Raw genomic sequence first — 18,753 nt, forward strand, 5'->3', positions numbered from 1 at the left:
GAAAATGTCGGTCGGATCATCGCGGCCGGGCCTTGAACCCGCCCTGAACCCGGTGTTGGATGCTGTTCAAGTCGCGGGGCCGCGGAAAGGTTCCTCACCGCGGCTGGCCATATTGGTCGGTCAGCACGTCGCGGCGGCCGACATGGTTCGGCGCACTGACGATGCCTTCTTCTTCCATCCGCTCGATCAGCCGCGCAGCGCTGTTGTAGCCGATACGGAGCTGGCGCTGGAGCCAGCTCGTCGAGGCTTTCTGGCTTTCGGCGACGATCTGGCAGGCCTTGGCATACATGCGATCCTCGGCACTGTCGCCGCCGGCGGGCGCGCCTTCCATCGCAAAGCCGCCATCCTCTGGATCCTCGGTTACGCTTTCGACATAGTCGGGACGCCCCTGTCCGCGCCAGTGATCGGCGACCGCGCGCACTTCGTCGTCCGAGACGAAGGGGCCATGGATGCGCGTGATCTGCTTGCCGCCCGGGACATAGAGCATGTCGCCTTTGCCGAGCAGCTGCTCGGCGCCCGCTTCGCCCAGAATCGTCCGGCTGTCGATCTTCGACGTCACGTTGAAGCTGATGCGCGTCGGCAGGTTCGCCTTGATGACGCCGGTGATGACATCGACCGAAGGACGCTGCGTCGCAAGGATCAGGTGGATGCCCGCGGCGCGCGCCTTTTGCGCGAGGCGCTGGATCAGGAATTCGACTTCCTTGCCCGCGGTCATCATCAGGTCGGCGAGTTCGTCGACGACGACGACGATCTGCGGCAGCGGCTGATAGTCGAGCGCCTCTTCCTCATAGACCGGCTGGCCGGTGTCGGGATCGTAGCCGGTCTGGACGCGGCGGCCGAGCGACTTGCCCTTGGACAGCGCGCCGCGCACCTTGTCGTTGTAGGATGCGAGGTTGCGCACCGACAGCGACGACATCATCCGGTAGCGATCCTCCATCTGCTCCACTGCCCATTTGAGTGCGCGGATCGCCTTCTTGGGCTCGGTCACGACCGGTGCAAGCAGGTGGGGAATGTCGTCGTAGACGCTGAGTTCCAGCATCTTGGGATCGATCATGATCATCTTCACCTGGTCGGGGCCAAGGCGATAGAGAAGCGACAGGATCATCGCGTTGAGGCCGACCGACTTACCCGAGCCGGTCGTACCCGCAATCAGCAGGTGCGGCATCGGTGCCAGATCGGCAATCATCGGGTCGCCGCTGATGTTCTTGCCGAGGATGATCGGCAGGGCGCCGCTCTGATCCTGGAACAAGGCGCTGCCTATAATCTCGTGCAGGACGACAGCCTCGCGGTTTGCGTTGGGCAGTTCGATGCCGATCACGGTGCGGCCGGGGATCGGGGCGATACGCGCCGACAGCGCCGACATGTTGCGCGCGATATCGTCGGCAAGGTTCGACACGCGGCTGGCTTTGGTACCCGGCGCGGGCTCGAGTTCGTACATGGTGACGACGGGGCCGGGGCGCACTGCCGTGACGACGCCCTTGACCTGGAAATCCTCAAGCACCGATTCGAGCAGGCGGGCGTTGCGTTCGAGCGCCGCCTTGTCGATCTGTCCCGTCCGTCCCTCGGGAGCCGGGGTGAGCAGATCGACCGAAGGCAGCTGATAATTGGTGAACAGCTCGGTCTGCGGCTTCGCCTTCGGTTTCGAGGGTGCGGTGCGCTGGACGGGATCGGTGATCTCGGGCGGTGCGCGGTCGCTGGGTTCGGCGCGCGGGCGCGGGCGCGTGACCCGCTCCATCAGATTGGGCGCCTTGGCATCGGGCTCGGCAAGGCGTGCGGGCTCGACGACGCGGCTGCTGGTCGAAGCGGGGAGCTTCAACCGCGATGCCCATCCCTTTTCGAGGCGCAGCGAGCGGAAGGCGAGCCAGAGACCAAAGCCGACGAGGACGAGGATGGTCGCGAACCGTGCGAGCGCCGCGCCCGGCTCGCCGGCAAAAGCGAACAGCGGGGTGATCGCCCCGCCGACGACGAGCGCGATGATCCCGCCCCAGCCTGCGGGCATGGGTGCGCCGCTGGCCGGCGACCAGAGCTCGGCGCCGAGCCCGACGAGCAGGATACCGACGAAGCAATAGCTGAGCTGGCGCAGCCAATAGGGCTGCGCCTCGCCGCTCCACAGCCGCCAGGCCATGATGCCGATCAGCGGCAGCAGCAGGATGATCGGTGCGCCGCCGATCGAGAGGCCAAGGTCGGCGAACCACGCGCCGGGGCCGCCCATCCAGTTCGCCGCATTGCCGTTGGCCGCGGTGTTGAGCGCGGCGTCGGTGCTGTCATAGGTCGCGAAGGCGAGCGTCAGGAACAGGGTGAATGCCGCCAGCGCGGCGGCCGCGCCGATCACGAGCGACCGGGCGATGCTCTGGCGGAAAATCGTGCGCCAATCGGCCTTTCCGGCGACGGGCTTGCGGCTGGCCATGCTGAAAAACGTCCCTAACGAATTGGTCATGGCGATATGCACATGCGGCGGACTCGCCGTCAAGCAGGCCTCTCCGCTTCCCAACGCCCGAACGGCAGGCTAGGGCAGCGACATGACCGAAACGCTGCGCAGCGATGTCCTGATCTCCGGCGGCGGCCTGGTGGGCCAGGCGCTGGCCCTTGCCCTTGCCCGCCATGGCCTGTCGAGCCAGATCGTCGATCCGGCCGATCCGGTGGCGACGATCGCCCCCGGCTTCGACGGCCGCGCGTCGGCGATCGCAAGCGCGGTGTGGCAGATGTTCGAGGTGATCGGCATCGCCGACCGGCTGGCGGATCAAGGCTGCCCGATCCGCGCGATCAAGGTCAGTGATGGCGGACAGGCGGGCGAACTGGATTTCGTGACCGCCGAGGATGCGCCGCCGCTTGGCACGATGGTCGAAAATCGCCGCCTGCGTCTCGCGCTGGCCGCCGGCATCGCCGAGGCGCCGCTGGTGCGGCTCTTTGCCCCGGCCAAGGTCGTTGACCGCGACGTCGGGCCGCATGGCGTGACCCTGACGCTCTCCGATGGATCGCCGCTTGCGGCTCCCCTGCTGATCGTCGCCGAGGGGCGGCGCTCACCGACGCGCGAGGCGGCCGGCTTCAGCATCGCCAACTGGTCCTATCACCATCATGCGATGATCGGCGCGGTCGCGCATGCGAGGCCGCACGGCAATGTCGCGCATGAAATCTTCTTTCCGTCGGGGCCGTTCGCGTTGCTGCCGCTCGTCGATGACGAACAGGGCCGGCATCGTTCGGCGTTCGTCTGGACCGTGTCCGAAAAGGACGGGCCGGGTTTTGCCAAGCTTGGTGATCGCGGCTTTACCGCCGAACTCGAAAAACGCGCGGGCGGGATGCTCGGCGCGATGGAACTGGTCGCACCGCGCATGACTTATCCGCTCGGTTTTCATCACAGTGCGCAGATCGTCGCGAACCGCATTGTGCTCGTCGGCGATGCCGCGCACGGGATTCACCCGATCGCCGGGCAGGGGCTGAACCTTGGCCTTCGTGATGTCGCAGCGCTGACCGAGGTGCTCGTCGAGGGCGCGCGGCTGGGGCTCGACCTTGGCGATGCGGCGTTGCTTGCGCGCTATCAGCGTTGGCGCGGGCTCGACAATCTGATGGTCAGCCTTGCAACCGACGGCCTCACCCGCCTGTTCGGGGTTCCCGGCAGGACCGCCTCGGCCGTACGGCGTGCGGGACTGGGCGCGGTGCAGCGGATGCCGATGCTCAAGCGCTTCTTCATGGACGAGGCGCGGGGCGAGGCGGGCGACCTGCCGCGCCTGCTCGCCGGCGCCGAAATCTAGGTAATATTACATAGGCGCCGCTCAGGTCGCCGCTAACCATCCCGGCATATCCCTTGGCATGCAGGCACTGGCCTGTCGTGACGGGGGAAGGACCATGTCGGACAAGAGCGACGCGCTCGAAAGGGCGGTGATGGAATTGATCGAGGCGCGAACCGCGCTTGAGGCCGCGCCCGGCGCGCGGGCACGAGCGGCCGTCGACCGCTCCTTCGCGCGCCTTGCCGCGCTTGCGGCGCCGCGCATCCGCTATTTCACCCGCATCTATGGCCTCGCCGACTTCTTCGAGGATGCCGAGCAGGCGGCCGCTATCGCGCTCTACCGCGCGGCCGAGCGCTTTGATCCGTCGCGCGCGCGCTTCACCACCTATGTGAACTGGCAGATCCGGGCCGAGTTGCAGGCGTTGCGGCTTCGCCTGCGCGGCGATCCGCGCTGCGCCGGCCGCCGGCAGGCGGGTGCGATGCTATCGTTCGACGCGCTCGTCGAAGACGGCGGCGATGACTGGCTCGCCGACCCGGAGGCCGAGGCGGCTACCGAGCGTGCGGCGGCGGACGGGTTGGCGTCGCGCGCGATCGACCGGCTCGTCGCCGACTGGGGCGCAAGCCGCCGCTCGGCGCTGCTGCGAATGCCGCGCGGCTCTGCCGCGCCCGAGCGAGTGGCGGTGAGAGTGGATGAGGAATGCGCGCTCGTCCGCCGTCAGCTTATGCATACCGAAACGCTGACCGATCGGCTCGGAGAGGCCGACCGCCATATCGTCCGGCGCGCCTTCGCCGACATGGCGCGCGTCGCCGCTGCCAAGCCGCACTAGATTACTGAAGCGTCGCGCGTCCGTCGTCGGTGTCGAAGCGGCCGAAGAACTGCATCATCTGGACGACCAGTTCGGCACGCGCATCGATCGGGCTTGCCTCGAGCAGCGCCTGTTTCGCTGCGGCATCGAACGGGGCGACCTGCGCGATCCCGTTTACCAGCGTTGCATCGTCGAGCTGGCCGACCGAATCCCAGTCGACAACATAGCCCTGCCGTGCCGCGAAGCGCTTGGCCTCGCGTTCGAGGCTGGCGCGTTCGATGCTCGCGAGAACGGCATCGTCTTCGGCCTCGACCTCGATTTCGGCCTCGACCTGCCGGAACGGCGTCGTGACGTCGAGTTCGCGGCGGACGCGAAACCGTGCGATGCCTTCGAGCACCAGATTGAACCGACCCTCGTCGAGCGCCTCGACGTCGACGATGCGACCGACGCAGCCGACGTCGTAAAGCGCGGGCGGCTCGCGAGCCTCTTCGCCGGGAATCTGGCGCGGCTGGATCATGCCGATCTGGCGATCGCGCGCGAGCACTTCCTGCACCATCGCCTTGTAGCGCGGCTCGAAAATGTGAAGCGGCAGATGCAACCCCGGAAACAGCACGGCGCCGGGGAGCGGAAAGATCGCGATCCGTTGGATAGTCAGAGGCGCGGCTTCGCCCATCAACCGAACAGGATCAACGACAGTTTGCGGCGCTGTGCGGCGACCCATGAGTCTTCCAGGCCCACGGCCTCGAACAGCGACAGCAGCTTCGCGCGCGCCGCGCCATCGCTCCAGTCGCGGTCGGCGGCAATGATATGGAGCAGATTGTCGGCGGCGGCGTCGCGTTGCCCGGCGCCGATCTGTGCGGCAGCAAGGTCGAAGCGCGCCTGATGATCGTCAGGGTTGGCGGTAACTGCCGCTTCGAAGCCGGCGAGCTCACTGAGGTCGGGCGCGTCGGCAGCAAGCGCGAGCGCGCTTTTTGCCTGCGCGATTGCCGCATCGTCGGCGATCTCGGCGGGAACCATAGCGAGCGCCGATTGTGCGGCTTCGACGTCGCCCGCGAGCAGCAGCGCGCGGATCAGTCCACCATGCGCGGCGGCATTGTCGGGCGCCATTTCGGCGATCTGCGCAAAAATACCGACGGCGCGTTCCCCGTCGCCCTCGGCAAGCACGCTCTCGCCCATCTCGATCAGCGGCGCGATCTCGACCGCCAGATCCTTTGCCGCGCTCTCGATCGGCAGCTGCGCGAGCAGCTGATCGAGAATCGCCTTGAGCTGGCTTTCGCTGCGCGCATTGGTCAGGTTCGCGACGGGTTGCCCTTGAAAGATCGCATAGACGGTCGGGATCGACTGCACCTGGAACTGGCTGGCGATGAAGCCGTTCGCATCGACGTCGACCTTCGCGAGCACGACGCCCTTGTCGGCATAATCGGCGGCGACCTTTTCGAGCACCGGCGCCAGCTGCTTGCACGGCCCGCACCATTCGGCCCAGAAATCGAGAATCACCAGTTTCGTCATCGACGGGTCGACGACGTCACGGCGGAAGGCTTCGACGGCTTCCTTTTCCTGCGGGTTCAGACCGAGAGTGGCCACGAAAACATGCTCCTTGATAACATAGGCAAGCCCGGTCCCGATCCGCTCGCGCGCCGACGGGCCGGACTCATGCTCCGCTTATGTGGGATTTGGGGCGGCAATGCCAACCCTTCGCAGAAAAACACAAACAGGGCTTGCCGACTCCGGAAGCCGGTGCTAATCGCCCGCCTCACCCGCTGGAAGCCACCCGTTTCCAGCCGCCAGAGCGGGCGTAGCTCAGGGGTAGAGCACAACCTTGCCAAGGTTGGGGTCGAGGGTTCGAATCCCTTCGCCCGCTCCATCGTCGTTTCCTACGATATCGTTGCCAAACCCTTCCTATCACTCGACAGCATCCGTGCCGGCATCGGGAAATATCGATTTTGTCTCCAAGCCAAAGGTTCGGGTCGAAGGTTCGAATCGTGCCTAGATTGGCGGCTTAACGTCGCCAAACTGCGGCCAGCCAGAACAGCACTGCGCTTGCTGAGAGCATGTCGGGAGGGCCGCTTTGCGCCCGAAATCAGACATTCGGTGCCCCGTCTAGATCGCTACTGGCTTGGAGAACATTTCGCATCAAGCAAGTGCAAGTCTGCAATGGGCCTCGAATCGGACGTTCGGTTTCACGCGCAAACCATTGAAAGTCGTGCTTGTATTTGACGACTCCAACGTCTGCTAGCGGCCATTCCGCGCGGAAATGTCATCGAAAGGGCTGGAACACTCTCACGGCGACCCAGCCCTTCCCCGTCTAGCGCGTCGGCGGCGGCGCGACCGCGGCCGCATCGGCGGGCGCCGCGGGTGCGGGGGGCGCGTTGACCGGATCTGCGTCGGCGCCGATTTCGCCTGGCGGCGGAGGGCCGTCGAGCCGGTGGTGCCGGCCATGGTCGCGCGGGCCGACCTGTTCGACCTGCCCGCTGGCATCCGTAATGAACGAGGCGCGCAGCTGCCCATCGTCATAGCGGCCCTGCACGCCGATGGCGTCGCCCTTGGCAATCGTCAGGCGATCGTCGCGTCCCGCATCTATCATCATGCGGCCGCTGCTGTCCTCGATGATGAAGCGGTCGCCATAGACTTCGGCGACGCGGCCCTTCACCGACACGATGCCGGTCGCGGCGGACAGCCTGGACACGGGGGTCGGCACCGCCGGCGCCATTTCAATTCCTGGTCGCGTCAGCGACGCCGCACTCGCGCCGCCCACCGCACCAATCGCGAGAAGGGCGATGGCCGTCGCCGCCTTGGCGCGCTGGGACATTGCCGAAATCCTGTCGTTCAACCTGCTCATTGATCTGCTCCTTCGCTTGTTGTTGAACGACCATCTAGCGAAGCCGGCCCGCGCCTCACTGAACGCCGCGGTTCAGCTTCGGTTTAGCGGACGAAGGTAGCGGTCACGCATGCGCATCCTGTTGGTAGAAGATGATCCCGATCTCGGCCCCGCCATCGCAAAGGCGCTGCGCGGAGAAAATTGCGCCGTCGATATCGCGACGAACGGCATCGACGCGGCGCATCTTGGTGACACCGAAATCTATGACGCCGCTGTTCTCGACCTCGGCCTTCCCGATCGCGAGGGCGTGTCGGTGCTCAAATCGTGGCGCGACTCGGGGCGCACTTTGCCCGTCCTGATCCTGACCGCGCGCGACAGCTGGTCAGACAAGGTCGCCGGGTTCAAGGCCGGTGCTGACGATTATATGACCAAGCCGTTCCGCGTCGAAGAACTTGTCATGCGCCTGCGCGCCATCGTCCGGCGCGCGGCGGGCCATGCGGCGAGTCGGATCGACTGCGGCCCGCTGTCGTTCGACAGTCAGACTGGTCAATTCGAGCTGGAGGGCTTTCCGCTCCGCCTGACCGCGCTCGAATGGCGCGTGCTGTCGGCGCTGATGCTGTCCAGAGAAACGGTGATCGAGCGGCTCACGCTGCTGGAGCGTGTCTATGAAGGCGATGCCGACAATGATTCGAACAGCCTGGAGGTGATCGTGGGGCGGCTGCGCAAGAAAATCGGCGCGACGCTGATCGAGACCGTCCGCGGACGCGGCTATCGTTTGACGGCTGGCAACGCCTGATGCGAATCGTCCCGCGTTCGATCCGCGGCCGGATGACAGCCTTGTCGATCTTGGCCACCTTATTCGCGCTGACCGTCGCGGGAGCGGTGATTTTCCACACGCTCGAGCGCGTCGTCACGCAAGGCATCGACCGGCGGCTCGACGCCGAAATCGCTCTGTTGGCCAGCAGCATCGGCCACGATGGCCGTATTGACCGCGAAAGGATCGCGCAGCTTGGCGACGCGCTATACGCCGGACCGGGTTGGCAATGGCAGATCGTCGGTCCCGCCGAGACTCTCGGGTCGGCCGACTTCCCAGCCCTCGACGCCGAACATTCCCGCCGAGATCATCACGGTATCGGCGACAGGCGTGGCCCAACGCCGGTGGAAGGTCGAAACAGGCGCGGCGAACGCGTGCACGCCCGGCAGGTGATGATGGAAACTGCGTCAGGACCGGTTCGACTTGCCGCCTCGGCTCCGCGCTCGGTGATTGAGCGACCGATCCGCGATGCAGCACTGCCTTTGCTTCTTCTCCTCGGCACATTGTCTGCGTTGCTGGCGGTCGCTGGAATCGTGCAAGTGCGTTATGGTCTGCGACCGCTCGACCGATTGCGCCAGGCGGTGGTTGACATACGCACCGGCCGGTCGGGTTCGATCCCGACCGACCAACCTGTCGAACTGCAGCAACTCGCCGACGAGCTGAATTCGCTGGCGCGCGACAATGATGCGGCGCTTGCGGCGGCGCGCGCCTCGGCCGCAAATCTCGCGCACGCACTGAAGACTCCTGTGGCGACATTGGCGCTCGAGCTTTCCGACCAGCCCGGTCCCGCGCGGCAGGTCGCGCGGATCGACGAGACCATCCGCCACCATCTCGCGCGCGCCCGCGATCGGGTGGTATCGGCGCGCTGGCGCACCGCCGCCGGACCCGCCATTGCCGATCTGGCCGCGACCATCGCGCGGCTTCATGCCGATCGCGCCATCGCGGTCGAAATCGACATCGACGCCGGTCATGGTGTCGCGGTCGATCCCGCCGATTTCGACGAGATCATGGGCAATCCGATCGACAATGCGATGCGTCACGCTCGTTCGCAAATCTCGATCCGGACCGAAGTTGCCGACCGGATTTTGCATATCATCGTGGCGGACGACGGCCCTGGCATTCCCGTGGCTGAACGCACGAAGGCAATGACACCGGGCGTGCGGCTCGACGAACGAGGGGAAGGGACGGGCTTTGGATTGGCGATCGTTCGTGAACTCACCGAACTTTACGGCGGCTCGATTATATTGGCTGAAACCGATAAGGGCGGGCTGATGATAAAGCTGAGTTTGCCGAGGGCGGAAGTGAACTGAGCAACGCCTTGCCTTTATCTTTTGGTCAGTTTCAGACTGTCCACACACGGCCAAAGAGGATCGCGCTGTACGCCAGCGTTGGGGCTCCGCTATGGCGCAGGCCATGCAGGGACTGCCGATCCTCTACAGCTTCCGCCGTTGTCCTTATGCGATGCGCGCGCGGATGGCGCTGATCGCGAGTTGCCTTGCTTACGAGCATCGCGAGATATTGCTGCGCGACAAGCCCGCCTCGATGCTGGCGGTCTCTCCCAAAGGCACCGTGCCGGTGCTCATCCTTGCGGGCGGGCGAGTGATCGACGAGAGCCTCGATATCATGCGCTGGGCCTTGGACCAGAGCGACCCAGAGGGGTGGCTAGCGGGCGCTGACCTGGCGTTGATCGCCGACTATGACGGCGCGTTCAAGCATCATCTCGACCGCTACAAATATGCGGTACGCTATGGCGACGATCCTTTGGTGCATCGCGCTGCTGCCGCTGCAATGCTATCGCAGCTCGACGCGCAGCTTGCGGTCCTGGATTTTCTCGGTGGTGCGGTGCGAGGCATTTCCGACATCGCAATCTTCCCTTTCGTGCGGCAGTTTGCCGGTGTCGATCCGTTCTGGTTCCAGCTGCAGAGGCTGCCGAATGTGCAACGCTGGCTCGCGGGCATAGCCGGGTCCGAGCTGTTCGAGCGCGCGATGGTCCGGCGGGCGCTGTGGACAGAGTATCAGGGCTGACAAGCGCGGGCGTTTGTTGGCTGCGGCTGACAAATTGCGATCGATGCCCATATGGGCGCATGACCTTTCCCAAAATCGTGAATGGAGCCAGCCTCAAACCGCGATCCGGAGAACCGCCCAAGAAGATTGTCCTGCTGCTGCATGGCTTCGGATCGAGCGGGACTGACATGATCGCGCTCGCGCCAGCGTGGCAAGAGGCGCTTCCTGATACATTGTTCTTGGCGCCGCACGGGCCGCAGCGCTGCGGCATGATGGGAGCGGGCTATCAATGGTGGGGCTTGTCGGGCTTTGCGCCATCGGCTCTCGCCGAGGGTGCTGCGTCGGCGGCCCCCGCGATCGACGCCTTCATCGATCGCAAGCTTGCCCAATATGGTCTGACCGAGGCGGATCTGGCCTTGGTCGGCTTCAGCCAGGGTGCGATGATGGCGCTTCAAATCGGATTGCGCCGGCCGCGCGCGGTTGCTGCGGTTGTGGGCTATTCCGGCATGCTCGCCGGGTCGGCCGGGCTTGAGCATGACAGCTTCCCGAAGCCGCCGGTGCTGTTGATCCACGGAACAGCGGATCCCGTGGTCCCGGTCGCTGCGTTGCATATGTCCGAGAGCCAGCTGAAGCATCTCGGTATCAACGTAACCACACATCTATCCTACGGCGTAGCACACAACGTCGATCCGGTGGGCTTGCGCCTCGGTCGGGATTTCGTGACACAGGGACTTGCTCGATCGCCGTCGTGACCGCTCTTCCGTCGCTGGCCGCGCCACGGTTCAGGCGCTGTAAGACGTCGTCTTTCGAGAGTGCTGTCTCCTAAGCTGCCGTCCGCAGTCGGCCACTTTAGGCGTTACGCCCCCGGAATTCCGGCCAGTTCAGCCGGCGTGACCACGGGCTCCTTGCGATCCTTCCGCTCCGAATAGCGGTCGACGAGTTGATCAGCATGGCCGCGCGTCAGGACGGTGAAGCGTACGAGTTCCTCGGCGACGTCGACGATCCGGTCATAATAGCTTGAGGGCAGCATGCGGCCCCCCTCGTCGAATTCCTGATAGGCCTTTGCCACACTCGACTGGTTGGGAATGGTGATCATCCGCATCCAGCGGCCAAGGATGCGCAGGGTGTTGACGCTGTTGAACGATTGCGATCCCGCCGACACCTGCATCACCGCGAGCGTGCGGCCCTGCGTCGGGCGGAGCCCCTTGTAGGCGAGCGGCAGATGGTCGATTTGGGCCTTCATGATGCCAGTGATCTGGCCGTGACGCTCGGGGCTGCACCAGACCTGTCCTTCGGACCAAAGCGAATGCTGCCTCAGCTCCTCGACCGCCGGATGATCGTCGTCGGCGATCTGGTCCGGCAGCGGCAGGTCCGAGGGATCGAAGATGCGCGTCTCGCAGCCTAAGAGCTGGAGCAGGCGCGCGGTCTCCTCGACGACAAGCCGCGAATAGGAACGCTCGCGCAGGCTACCGTAGAGGAGCAGGATCCGCGGCTCGGGATCGAGCGGGCCCAGCCCGAGAGCCGGCTGCGAGCGAATATATTCGGGACTGAGAGCCGGAAGGTAATCGGATTCGGCAAGCGTCCGCACGCGGGAGTAGGTCGAGGTCGGCATCGGTCAGTCTTTCGCGGGGGTGGATGCGGGAAACCAGCGGCGCCCGAACCAGAAGGCGACACTGACCAGCAGGATCAGCACGGGCACTTCGACGAGCGGGCCGATGACCGCCGCAAATGCGACGGGCGACGCAAGTCCGAAAGCGGCGATTGCGACGGCGATAGCGAGCTCGAAATTATTACCTGCGGCAGTGAAGGCAACGGCGGTTGTGCGCGGGTAATCTGCATCGATGAGTTTGCCCATCCAGAAGCTGATGACGAACTGAACGACGAAGTAGATGGTGAGGGGAATTGCGATCCGCACGACGTCGCCCGGGATCGTGACAATCTCGCTGCCCTTGAGGCTGAACATCGCGACGATCGTGAAGAGCAGCGCGACAAGGGTAATCGGAGCGATCTTCGGCAGGAAGCGCGTCTCGTACCACTCATTGCCCTTGGCGTCGGCTAGCCACTTGCGGGTGAGGAAGCCGCCGAGAAAGGGAATGCCGAGATAGATGAGAACTGCCTCGGCGATCGTCCAGAAGCTCACGTCGATGACGCTGCCCTCGAGCCCGAACAGCGGGGGCAGGACGGTCAGGAAGAACCAGGCATAGACGCTGAAAAAGAGGATCTGAAAAATCGAGTTGAAGGCGACGAGTGCGGCGACATATTGATTGTCGCCCTTGGCGAGCTGGTTCCACACGATCACCATTGCGATGCAGCGCGCGAGGCCGATCAGGATCAGGCCGGTCATATATTCGGGCTTGTCCGACAGGAAGATGACCGCCAGCGCGAACATCAGCACCGGACCGATGATCCAGTTCTGGATGAGCGAGATGGCGAGCACTTGCTTGTCGTCAAATACGCGCGGGAGTTCGTCATAGCGGACGCGCGCGAGGGGTGGGTACATCATGATGATCAGCCCGATCGCGATCGGGATATTGGTCATTCCGACCGACATCGCATCGATGGCGGCAGGCAGGCCGTCGAGTGTTGACCCCAGCAACACCCCCAGCGCCATCGCTAGGAAAATCCAGAGCGTGAGGTAGCGGTCGAGGAACGACAGGCGTTCGCGGTTGGTAGCGGTGGGCACAGCGTTTCTCTCAGCGCTGGATACGGCTGCCGTCGGCTGCAATCACCTGTTCACCGTCTTCCTTGGCGAAGGCGCCGCGCTGGGCTTCCGGAATAAGGTCCAGCACGGCATCTGACGGACGGCACAGTTTGACGCCGAGCGGCGACACGACGAGCGGACGGTTGATCAGCACCGGATGTGCCATCATCGCGTCGATGAGTTCGGCATCGCCGAGCGCTGGATCGTCGAGGCCGAGTTCGGCGAAGGGCGTGCCCTTCTCGCGGAGCAGCTCGCGCGGTTTGATTCCGGCGCGCTCGATCAGCTGTTCGAGCAGTGCGCGTGACGGGGGTGTCTTGAGATATTCGATGACGTGGGGTTCGATCCCCGCGTTGCGGATCAGGCCCAGCGTGTTGCGCGATGTTCCGCACTCGGGGTTATGATAGATAATGATGTCGGCCACCGCTTTACCTCTCAGCAGCAGGACAGCTCGGCGAGCAGAGGCTCGCAGAGTTCGGCGCGACCCTGGCAGCAGTCCTTGGCGAGGAAGAGCATCAGGCCGCGAAGCGCATCGATGTCCGCGCGCTGGATGAGGTTGCGTCCGCGCTTTTCCGACTGAACGAGCCCGGCCTTGGCGAGGACGGCGAGGTGCGTCGAAAAGGTGCTCTGGGTGAGCCCGGCATGGTCGACCAGCTGTCCCGTCGAAAGTCCTTCGGGTTCATGTTGAACGAGAAGGCGGAAGGCAGCGAGCCGTGTCGGATGGGCGAGGGCGGCGAGCGCCAGCAGGGCTGCGTCATTGTTCATACATCGGAATTATCCGATGGATTAGATTGGGTCAACATCTATCGTAAATTGCCGATGGGTCTGCGTCCGCTTCTTAGTTTCGCTACCCGAAGGCTGCCAGTCTCCAATTGATAACATGGACGGCTCGCCACCTCTCTGCGGTATGATCTGCGGGACAGCTTTCGGTCTTGATCATCAATCGCGGATCACGGTTTTCATCCGCCCTCGATCATCGGCCGGCGTTGCTTCCGGATTTGACCTTTGGAAAAGTCGGGGTCAAATGGCCAGATGACCGAAGCCCTTACCGCTCCCGTTTCCGGTCGGCCGCGGCGCCTGACCAAGCGCGGCATCGATGCGCGCGAAAAAATCCTCGACGCAACGATTGCTTGTATCGTGCGCGCGGGCTTCACCGCGACGACGATCGAGCATGTGATGGTCGAAGCCGGGCTCAGCCGCGGTTCGGTGCTGCACCAGTTCCCGAACCGGGTCGCGCTGATGGTCGCGGCGGCGGAACTGGCGATGCGCCGGGTGATGGACTCGGCGCGGATCATGGCGGAAGCGATCGAGGATCCGTTCGAGCGACTGTCGGATTACGCGCGTATCTCGTGGGAAACGCATTCGCTGCCCGAGGGTCTGGCGCTGACCGATATCCTGCTGGCGGCGCGTTGGGACCGTGAACTGCTCGACGGGTTGCAGCCGATCACCAGCAGGGTCGAACAGGAAATCCACGACGAATTCATCAAGCTCGCGCGCGAGGCGGGTTTCACCGACGCTGAGGCGCTGGTTCCGCACGGCTGGTTGCTGATCGCGAGCGTGCGCGGCCTGATCATCGAGCATAGCGTGAACCAGTCGCGCCCGATGATTATCGCTGCGATCGATCGGATGAAGGAACGGCACCGACGCTTTTGCGCCAATCTTGCGGCACGCGACGCATCATAAGAAAAATAGTCATCACTGATTAGTCGATATTGACTAATTTGGAGCAATCTGGTTTCCTTTTCTGGAGCTGGCACCAAAAGCCGGCCCCAAAAAGGAGAGTATGATGTCCAAGGGATTGGCCGCGCGGCTGTGCGCCGGTGTTACCTATATCGCATTGATGGCTGCCGTACCGGCAATGGCGCAGACGGCGGAGGCCGATGGCGGCGACAGCGCCGCGAGCGCGCCGTCCGACAATGCGGGCGAGATCATCGTCACCGCGCAGCGCCGCGAACAGTCGCTGAACTCGGTCCCGATGTCGATCACCGCGATCGGCGGCGACCAGCTCACCGCGCAGGGTATCAGTACGGTCGCGGACCTTGCCAAGATCGTTCCCGGCCTGACCTTTACCCAGAGCCAGATCGCGACCCCGGTCTATACGATCCGCGGCGTCGGCTTTTACGAATCGACCCTCGCCGCGTCGCCGGCGGTGAGCGTCTATGTTGACGAAGTGCCGCTGCCCTTTGCGATCCTTACCCAGGGCGCCGCGCTCGATCTGTCGCGCGTTGAAGTGCTGAAGGGGCCGCAGGGCACGCTGTACGGCCAGAACGCCACCGGCGGCGCGATCAACTATATTTCAGCCAAGCCGGGCAATGATTTCGAGGCAGGCGCCGATGCGAGCTTCGGCCGTTTCGGTGCGCTGGAACTCTCGGGTTTCGTCAGTGCACCGGTCACCGATACGCTGGGCGTCCGGTTGAGCGCGCGCGTCGATGAGGGCGGCGCCTGGCAGCAGAATTACACGCGCGATGACAAGCTGGGCAGCGCGCGCCGCGTCGCGGGCCGCGCGCTCGTCGTCTGGAACCCTACCGACACGCTGGAATTCACGCTCAACCTTAACGGCTGGCGTGACAAGTCGGATGTGCAGGCGCCGCAGCTGACCGCGCATACGCCGTATAACCCCGCGGGCGCTTATCCCTATGTGCTCGCGACCCCGCTAGCGCCCGAAAATGCCCGCGCCGCCAACTGGTCGGCGTCGACGCCGATGCGCCGCGACGATGATTTCTATCAGGCTTCGCTGCGCGCCGATCTCGACGTGTCGGACGATGTCCGCCTGACCTCGATCACCTCGTGGATCGAATTCAACACCGATGCCACGCAGGATCTCGACGCGACGCAGTGGCGCCAGCTCGACAGCTATACGCCGGGCAATGTGAAGAGCTTCTTCCAGGAACTGCGCCTGACCGGCACCAGCGGCAACGCGCGCTGGATCCTCGGCGCCAATTTCTCGCACGACAAGGCGAGCGAGCAGCAGATCCTCTTCACGAACGATCTCAGCAGCAACGTCATCATCCCCGGCCTGCCGATCCTGACCACGTCGGCGGTGTTCACCAACCAGAAGGTGACCACTTATGCGGGTTATGCAAACCTCGAATATGATCTGACCCCGAACCTCACCGCGCAGGGCGGTATCCGCTACACGCGCAACGAGCGGAGCTTCAACGGCTGCGGCTATGACGGCGACGGCACCACCTATCTCAGCTTCAATGTGCTGACCCAGTTGTTCACCGGGGCGCCGCCGATCACGCCGATCCCCGCCGGCGGCTGCCTGACCTTCAGCCCGGCCTTCCAGCCGTCGCTGGTCGTCGACGAGCTGAAGCAGGACAATATCTCGTGGCGCGGCGGCCTGACCTATACGTTCGACAATCGCGCGATCGTCTATGCGAACGTCTCGCGCGGGTGGAAAGCGGGCGGGTTCCCGACCGTGCCAGCCTCCTCCTTCACGGGCTTCCTGCCCGCGACGCAGGAATCGCTGCTCGCCTATGAAGCCGGCTTCAAACTGCCGCTTGCCGACCGCACGCTTCAGTTCAATGCCGCCGGCTTCTATTACGACTATTCTGACAAGCAGGTCCGCGGCCGTATCCTCGACCCGATCTTCGGGCTGCTCGAACGGCTCGTGAACATCCCCACCTCGCACATCTACGGCGTTGAAGCGGCGATCAACTGGCGCCCGGTCGAGGGCCTGACCGCGAACCTGTCGGGCACCTATGTGAAGAGCCGCATCGACGAATTCACCGGCTATAACGGTACCGGCGTCTTCGCCGATTACGAAGGCTCGGCATTCCCCTTTACCCCGAAGTGGCAGGCGACCGCCGACGTCCAGTATAAATGGCCCGTCAGCGATCGCTGGAATGCGGTGATCGGCACCAACGTCAACTACAACAGCGCGACCAACTCGACCTTCGGCGATCCCGCGATCCTGCGGATCAACGCGCGCACGCTTGTCGATGTGCGCGCCGGGATCGAGAGTGAGGATGGCAAGCTCCGCGTCCAGCTATGGGGCCGTAACATCTTCAACGAATATTACTGGAACTCGACCTTCCAGGCCGACACCGCGTGGCGCATGGCCGGCCGCCCCGCGACCTACGGCATCTCGGTCGGCTGGCGTCTGTGATCCAACCCGCCTTCCGCACGATCGCCACCAACGGCATCCACCTTCGCGCGGCGATAGCCGGCGAAGGGCCGTTGGTGGTGCTCGTGCACGGCTTTCCCGAAAGCTGGGCGGCGTGGCGGCATCAGATCGGGCCGATCGCGGCAGCGGGTTACCGGGTTTGCGCGATCGATTGCCGCGGATACGGCGGTAGCGACAAGCCGGACGCCATTGAGTCCTATGATCTGGAGAGCATGGCGGCCGATATCGCGGGCGTTGTGGATGCGATGGGTGATGGCGAGCCCGGCATTTTGATCGGGCACGACTGGGGGGCGTATCTGGTCTGGCACACCGCCTTGCTTCACCCCGACCGGGTCCGCGCGGTCGCCGCGCTGTCGGTGCCTTTCATCGGCGTCGCCGAGGTTGCTTTGATCGATGCGCTAAAACCTGTCTACGCCGACCGGGGTCGCTTCTTCTATCAGGATTATTTCCAGACGCCCGGCATCGCCGAAGCGGAGGCCGAGAGCGACCTCGACGCCTTTGTCCGCCGTTTCTATTTCTGGCTCGCGGGCGAAGCGCCTGACGGTCTGGGAGACGACCGGCCGGCTGATTCGCGGCTGCTCGATGGACTTCCGGGCCCCGATCCCTTCCCCGCGTGGCTGCCCGAGGCGGACATTGCCTATCTGGTCAGCGAATTCCGGGCCAGCGGCCTTCGCGGGCCGCTCAATCGTTATCGCAACCAGCATCGCGATGTCGCCTATCTGGCCCCTTGGCGCGGACGGACGATCGATCAGCCGGCGCTCTATATCGGGGGCACGCGCGACCTTGTGCTGTCGATGCTGCCCGGCTTCGACATGATCGCGGCGATGCGAGCCCAGGTACCCAATCTGTCCGACGCGATCCTTTTCGACGGATGCGGGCATTGGACACAGCAAGAGCGCCCCCATGCGGTGACCGCGGCGCTTCTGACCTGGCTGAAACAAGTGAAAAAAGGACAGACGCAATGAGATTTGCAGGCAAGACCGCAATCGTCACCGGCGGCGCCTCGGGCATCGGGGAGGCGTTCGTGCGCCGCTTCGTTGCAGAGGGCGGGGCGGTGATGATCGCCGAACTCGATGTCGAGCGCGCCGCCGCGCTCCGCGCCGAGCTGGGTGAACGCGTTGCGTATGAACTGGTCGACGTTGCCGACGCCGAGGCCTTTGCGCCGCTCGCCGACAAGACGATCGAACGCTTTGGCGGGATCGACATATTGTTCAACAATGCAGGGATCGGCAATTTCGGGCTGACCCCGGATATGGATGTCGAGCAGTGGCGGCGCTGCATCGCGGTGAATCTCGACGCGGTCTTTTATGCCTGCCGCGCGATCATCCCGCATCTGAAGACGCGCGGGGGCGGGGCGATCGTCAACACGGCCTCGGCATCGGGCTTGGCCGCCGATTATGGCTTCACGGCTTACAATGCGGCGAAGGCCGGGGTGATCAACTACACCCGCTGCCTCGCGATCGACCATGCGCGCGATAACATCCGTGCCAATGCGATCTGCCCGGGTCCGGTCGATACCCCGCTGCTGACCAGCGGCGTCGATGCGATCGAGGGCCTGCGCGCCGAATGGGAACGGATCGTGCCGTCGGGGCGCTTCGCGCGGCCCGAAGAGATCGCTTCGGTCGCGCTGTTCCTCGCCTCCGACGATGCGAGCGGCGTCACAGGCGCGTCGATCCCCGTCGATGGCGGACTGACCGCGCACACCGGCCAGCCCGATCTTCGCGACGTCATGGCCGCGGCCGCCCAGGAAGCGTGAAAGG

General features: G+C 64.5%; 18 protein-coding genes and 1 tRNA gene. 11 read left to right on the forward strand and 8 right to left on the reverse strand.

The window, feature by feature from the left end; genetic code table 11:
- Window positions 1-94: 94 nt before the first annotated feature.
- Window positions 95-2,407: a DNA translocase FtsK 4TM domain-containing protein gene (locus tag ACQY80_RS08215; RefSeq protein ID WP_428685419.1), complete on the reverse strand. Its 2,313-nt coding sequence runs from the start codon at window positions 2,405-2,407 to the stop codon at window positions 95-97.
- A gap of 112 nt (window positions 2,408-2,519) precedes the next feature.
- On the opposite strand from ACQY80_RS08215, the gene ACQY80_RS08220 reads away from it, so the two are divergent.
- Together ACQY80_RS08220 and ACQY80_RS08225 are read left to right on the forward strand one after the other, a co-directional pair.
- Window positions 2,520-3,749, forward strand: coding sequence for a UbiH/UbiF/VisC/COQ6 family ubiquinone biosynthesis hydroxylase (locus ACQY80_RS08220; protein ID WP_428685421.1), 1,230 nt, complete (start codon window positions 2,520-2,522; stop codon window positions 3,747-3,749).
- A gap of 94 nt (window positions 3,750-3,843) precedes the next feature.
- On the forward strand, window positions 3,844-4,551 hold the full coding sequence (locus ACQY80_RS08225; protein WP_428685423.1) for a sigma factor: 708 nt from the start codon (window positions 3,844-3,846) through the stop codon (window positions 4,549-4,551).
- A gap of 1 nt (window position 4,552) precedes the next feature.
- Here ACQY80_RS08225 and ACQY80_RS08230 read toward each other — a convergent pair whose 3' ends face one another.
- Both ACQY80_RS08230 and ACQY80_RS08235 read right to left on the reverse strand, forming a co-directional pair.
- The gene (locus ACQY80_RS08230) at window positions 4,553-5,203 is read right to left on the reverse strand and encodes an LON peptidase substrate-binding domain-containing protein (RefSeq protein ID WP_428685425.1); all 651 of its coding nucleotides are present in this window, start codon (window positions 5,201-5,203) and stop codon (window positions 4,553-4,555) included.
- Window positions 5,203-6,114, reverse strand: a complete 912-nt coding sequence (locus tag ACQY80_RS08235; RefSeq protein ID WP_428685427.1) for a tetratricopeptide repeat protein — start codon at window positions 6,112-6,114, stop codon at window positions 5,203-5,205. The genes ACQY80_RS08230 and ACQY80_RS08235 overlap by 1 nt, the downstream gene beginning before the upstream one ends.
- 205 nt (window positions 6,115-6,319) lie before the next feature.
- Here ACQY80_RS08235 and ACQY80_RS08240 point away from each other — a divergent pair.
- Window positions 6,320-6,394, forward strand: a tRNA-Gly gene (locus ACQY80_RS08240).
- 441 nt (window positions 6,395-6,835) lie between these two features.
- On the opposite strand, the gene ACQY80_RS08245 is transcribed toward ACQY80_RS08240, so the two are convergent.
- Entirely contained in the window at window positions 6,836-7,369 is a 534-nt protein-coding gene (locus ACQY80_RS08245) for a hypothetical protein (protein ID WP_428685429.1), read from the reverse strand.
- 109 nt (window positions 7,370-7,478) lie between these two features.
- Here ACQY80_RS08245 and ACQY80_RS08250 point away from each other — a divergent pair, with 109 nt between their 5' ends.
- From ACQY80_RS08250 to ACQY80_RS08265, 4 genes are all read left to right on the forward strand, one after another.
- Entirely contained in the window at window positions 7,479-8,144 is a 666-nt protein-coding gene (locus ACQY80_RS08250; protein WP_428685431.1) for a response regulator, read from the forward strand.
- The gene (locus tag ACQY80_RS08255; protein ID WP_428685433.1) at window positions 8,144-9,472 is read left to right on the forward strand and encodes an ATP-binding protein; all 1,329 of its coding nucleotides are present in this window, start codon (window positions 8,144-8,146) and stop codon (window positions 9,470-9,472) included. Before ACQY80_RS08250 ends, ACQY80_RS08255 begins: the two co-directional genes overlap by 1 nt.
- Window positions 9,473-9,575: 103 nt before the next feature.
- Entirely contained in the window at window positions 9,576-10,187 is a 612-nt protein-coding gene (locus ACQY80_RS08260; protein WP_428685794.1) for a glutathione S-transferase, read from the forward strand.
- Between the two features lie 167 nt (window positions 10,188-10,354).
- A complete protein-coding gene (locus ACQY80_RS08265) occupies window positions 10,355-10,918 on the forward strand; it encodes an alpha/beta hydrolase (RefSeq protein ID WP_428685435.1) in 564 nt (187 codons plus the stop codon).
- A gap of 104 nt (window positions 10,919-11,022) precedes the next feature.
- Here ACQY80_RS08265 and arsH read toward each other — a convergent pair whose 3' ends face one another.
- The 4 genes from arsH to ACQY80_RS08285 are packed head-to-tail and all read right to left on the reverse strand — an operon-like array spanning window position 11,023 to window position 13,629.
- A complete protein-coding gene (arsH, locus tag ACQY80_RS08270) occupies window positions 11,023-11,778 on the reverse strand; it encodes an arsenical resistance protein ArsH (protein WP_428685437.1) in 756 nt (251 codons plus the stop codon).
- A gap of 3 nt (window positions 11,779-11,781) precedes the next feature.
- Window positions 11,782-12,849 carry an ACR3 family arsenite efflux transporter gene (gene arsB / locus ACQY80_RS08275; protein ID WP_428685439.1) on the reverse strand — a complete coding sequence of 356 codons (1,068 nt, stop codon included), beginning with the start codon at window positions 12,847-12,849 and terminating at the stop codon, window positions 11,782-11,784.
- 10 nt (window positions 12,850-12,859) lie between these two features.
- Complete coding sequence (gene arsC, locus ACQY80_RS08280) at window positions 12,860-13,288, reverse strand: arsenate reductase (glutaredoxin) (RefSeq protein WP_428685441.1); 429 nt, start codon at window positions 13,286-13,288, stop codon at window positions 12,860-12,862.
- A gap of 11 nt (window positions 13,289-13,299) precedes the next feature.
- A complete protein-coding gene (locus ACQY80_RS08285) occupies window positions 13,300-13,629 on the reverse strand; it encodes an ArsR/SmtB family transcription factor (RefSeq protein ID WP_428685443.1) in 330 nt (109 codons plus the stop codon).
- Window positions 13,630-13,896: 267 nt separating this feature from the next.
- On the opposite strand from ACQY80_RS08285, the gene ACQY80_RS08290 reads away from it, so the two are divergent.
- The 4 genes from ACQY80_RS08290 to ACQY80_RS08305 all read left to right on the forward strand — a co-directional run bounded on the left by ACQY80_RS08290 (window position 13,897) and on the right by ACQY80_RS08305 (window position 18,749).
- A complete protein-coding gene (locus tag ACQY80_RS08290) occupies window positions 13,897-14,547 on the forward strand; it encodes a TetR/AcrR family transcriptional regulator (protein ID WP_428685445.1) in 651 nt (216 codons plus the stop codon).
- 103 nt (window positions 14,548-14,650) lie between these two features.
- Window positions 14,651-16,975, forward strand: coding sequence for a TonB-dependent receptor (locus ACQY80_RS08295; protein WP_428685447.1), 2,325 nt, complete (start codon window positions 14,651-14,653; stop codon window positions 16,973-16,975).
- Window positions 16,972-17,958, forward strand: a complete 987-nt coding sequence (locus ACQY80_RS08300; protein ID WP_428685448.1) for an alpha/beta fold hydrolase — start codon at window positions 16,972-16,974, stop codon at window positions 17,956-17,958. Before ACQY80_RS08295 ends, ACQY80_RS08300 begins: the two co-directional genes overlap by 4 nt.
- The gene (locus ACQY80_RS08305) at window positions 17,955-18,749 is read left to right on the forward strand and encodes an SDR family NAD(P)-dependent oxidoreductase (RefSeq protein ID WP_428685449.1); all 795 of its coding nucleotides are present in this window, start codon (window positions 17,955-17,957) and stop codon (window positions 18,747-18,749) included. The genes ACQY80_RS08300 and ACQY80_RS08305 overlap by 4 nt, the downstream gene beginning before the upstream one ends.
- Window positions 18,750-18,753: the final 4 nt, after the last annotated feature.

It is taken from the genome of Sphingopyxis sp. (assembly GCF_965279755.1).
GTDB lineage: Bacteria > Pseudomonadota > Alphaproteobacteria > Sphingomonadales > Sphingomonadaceae > Sphingopyxis.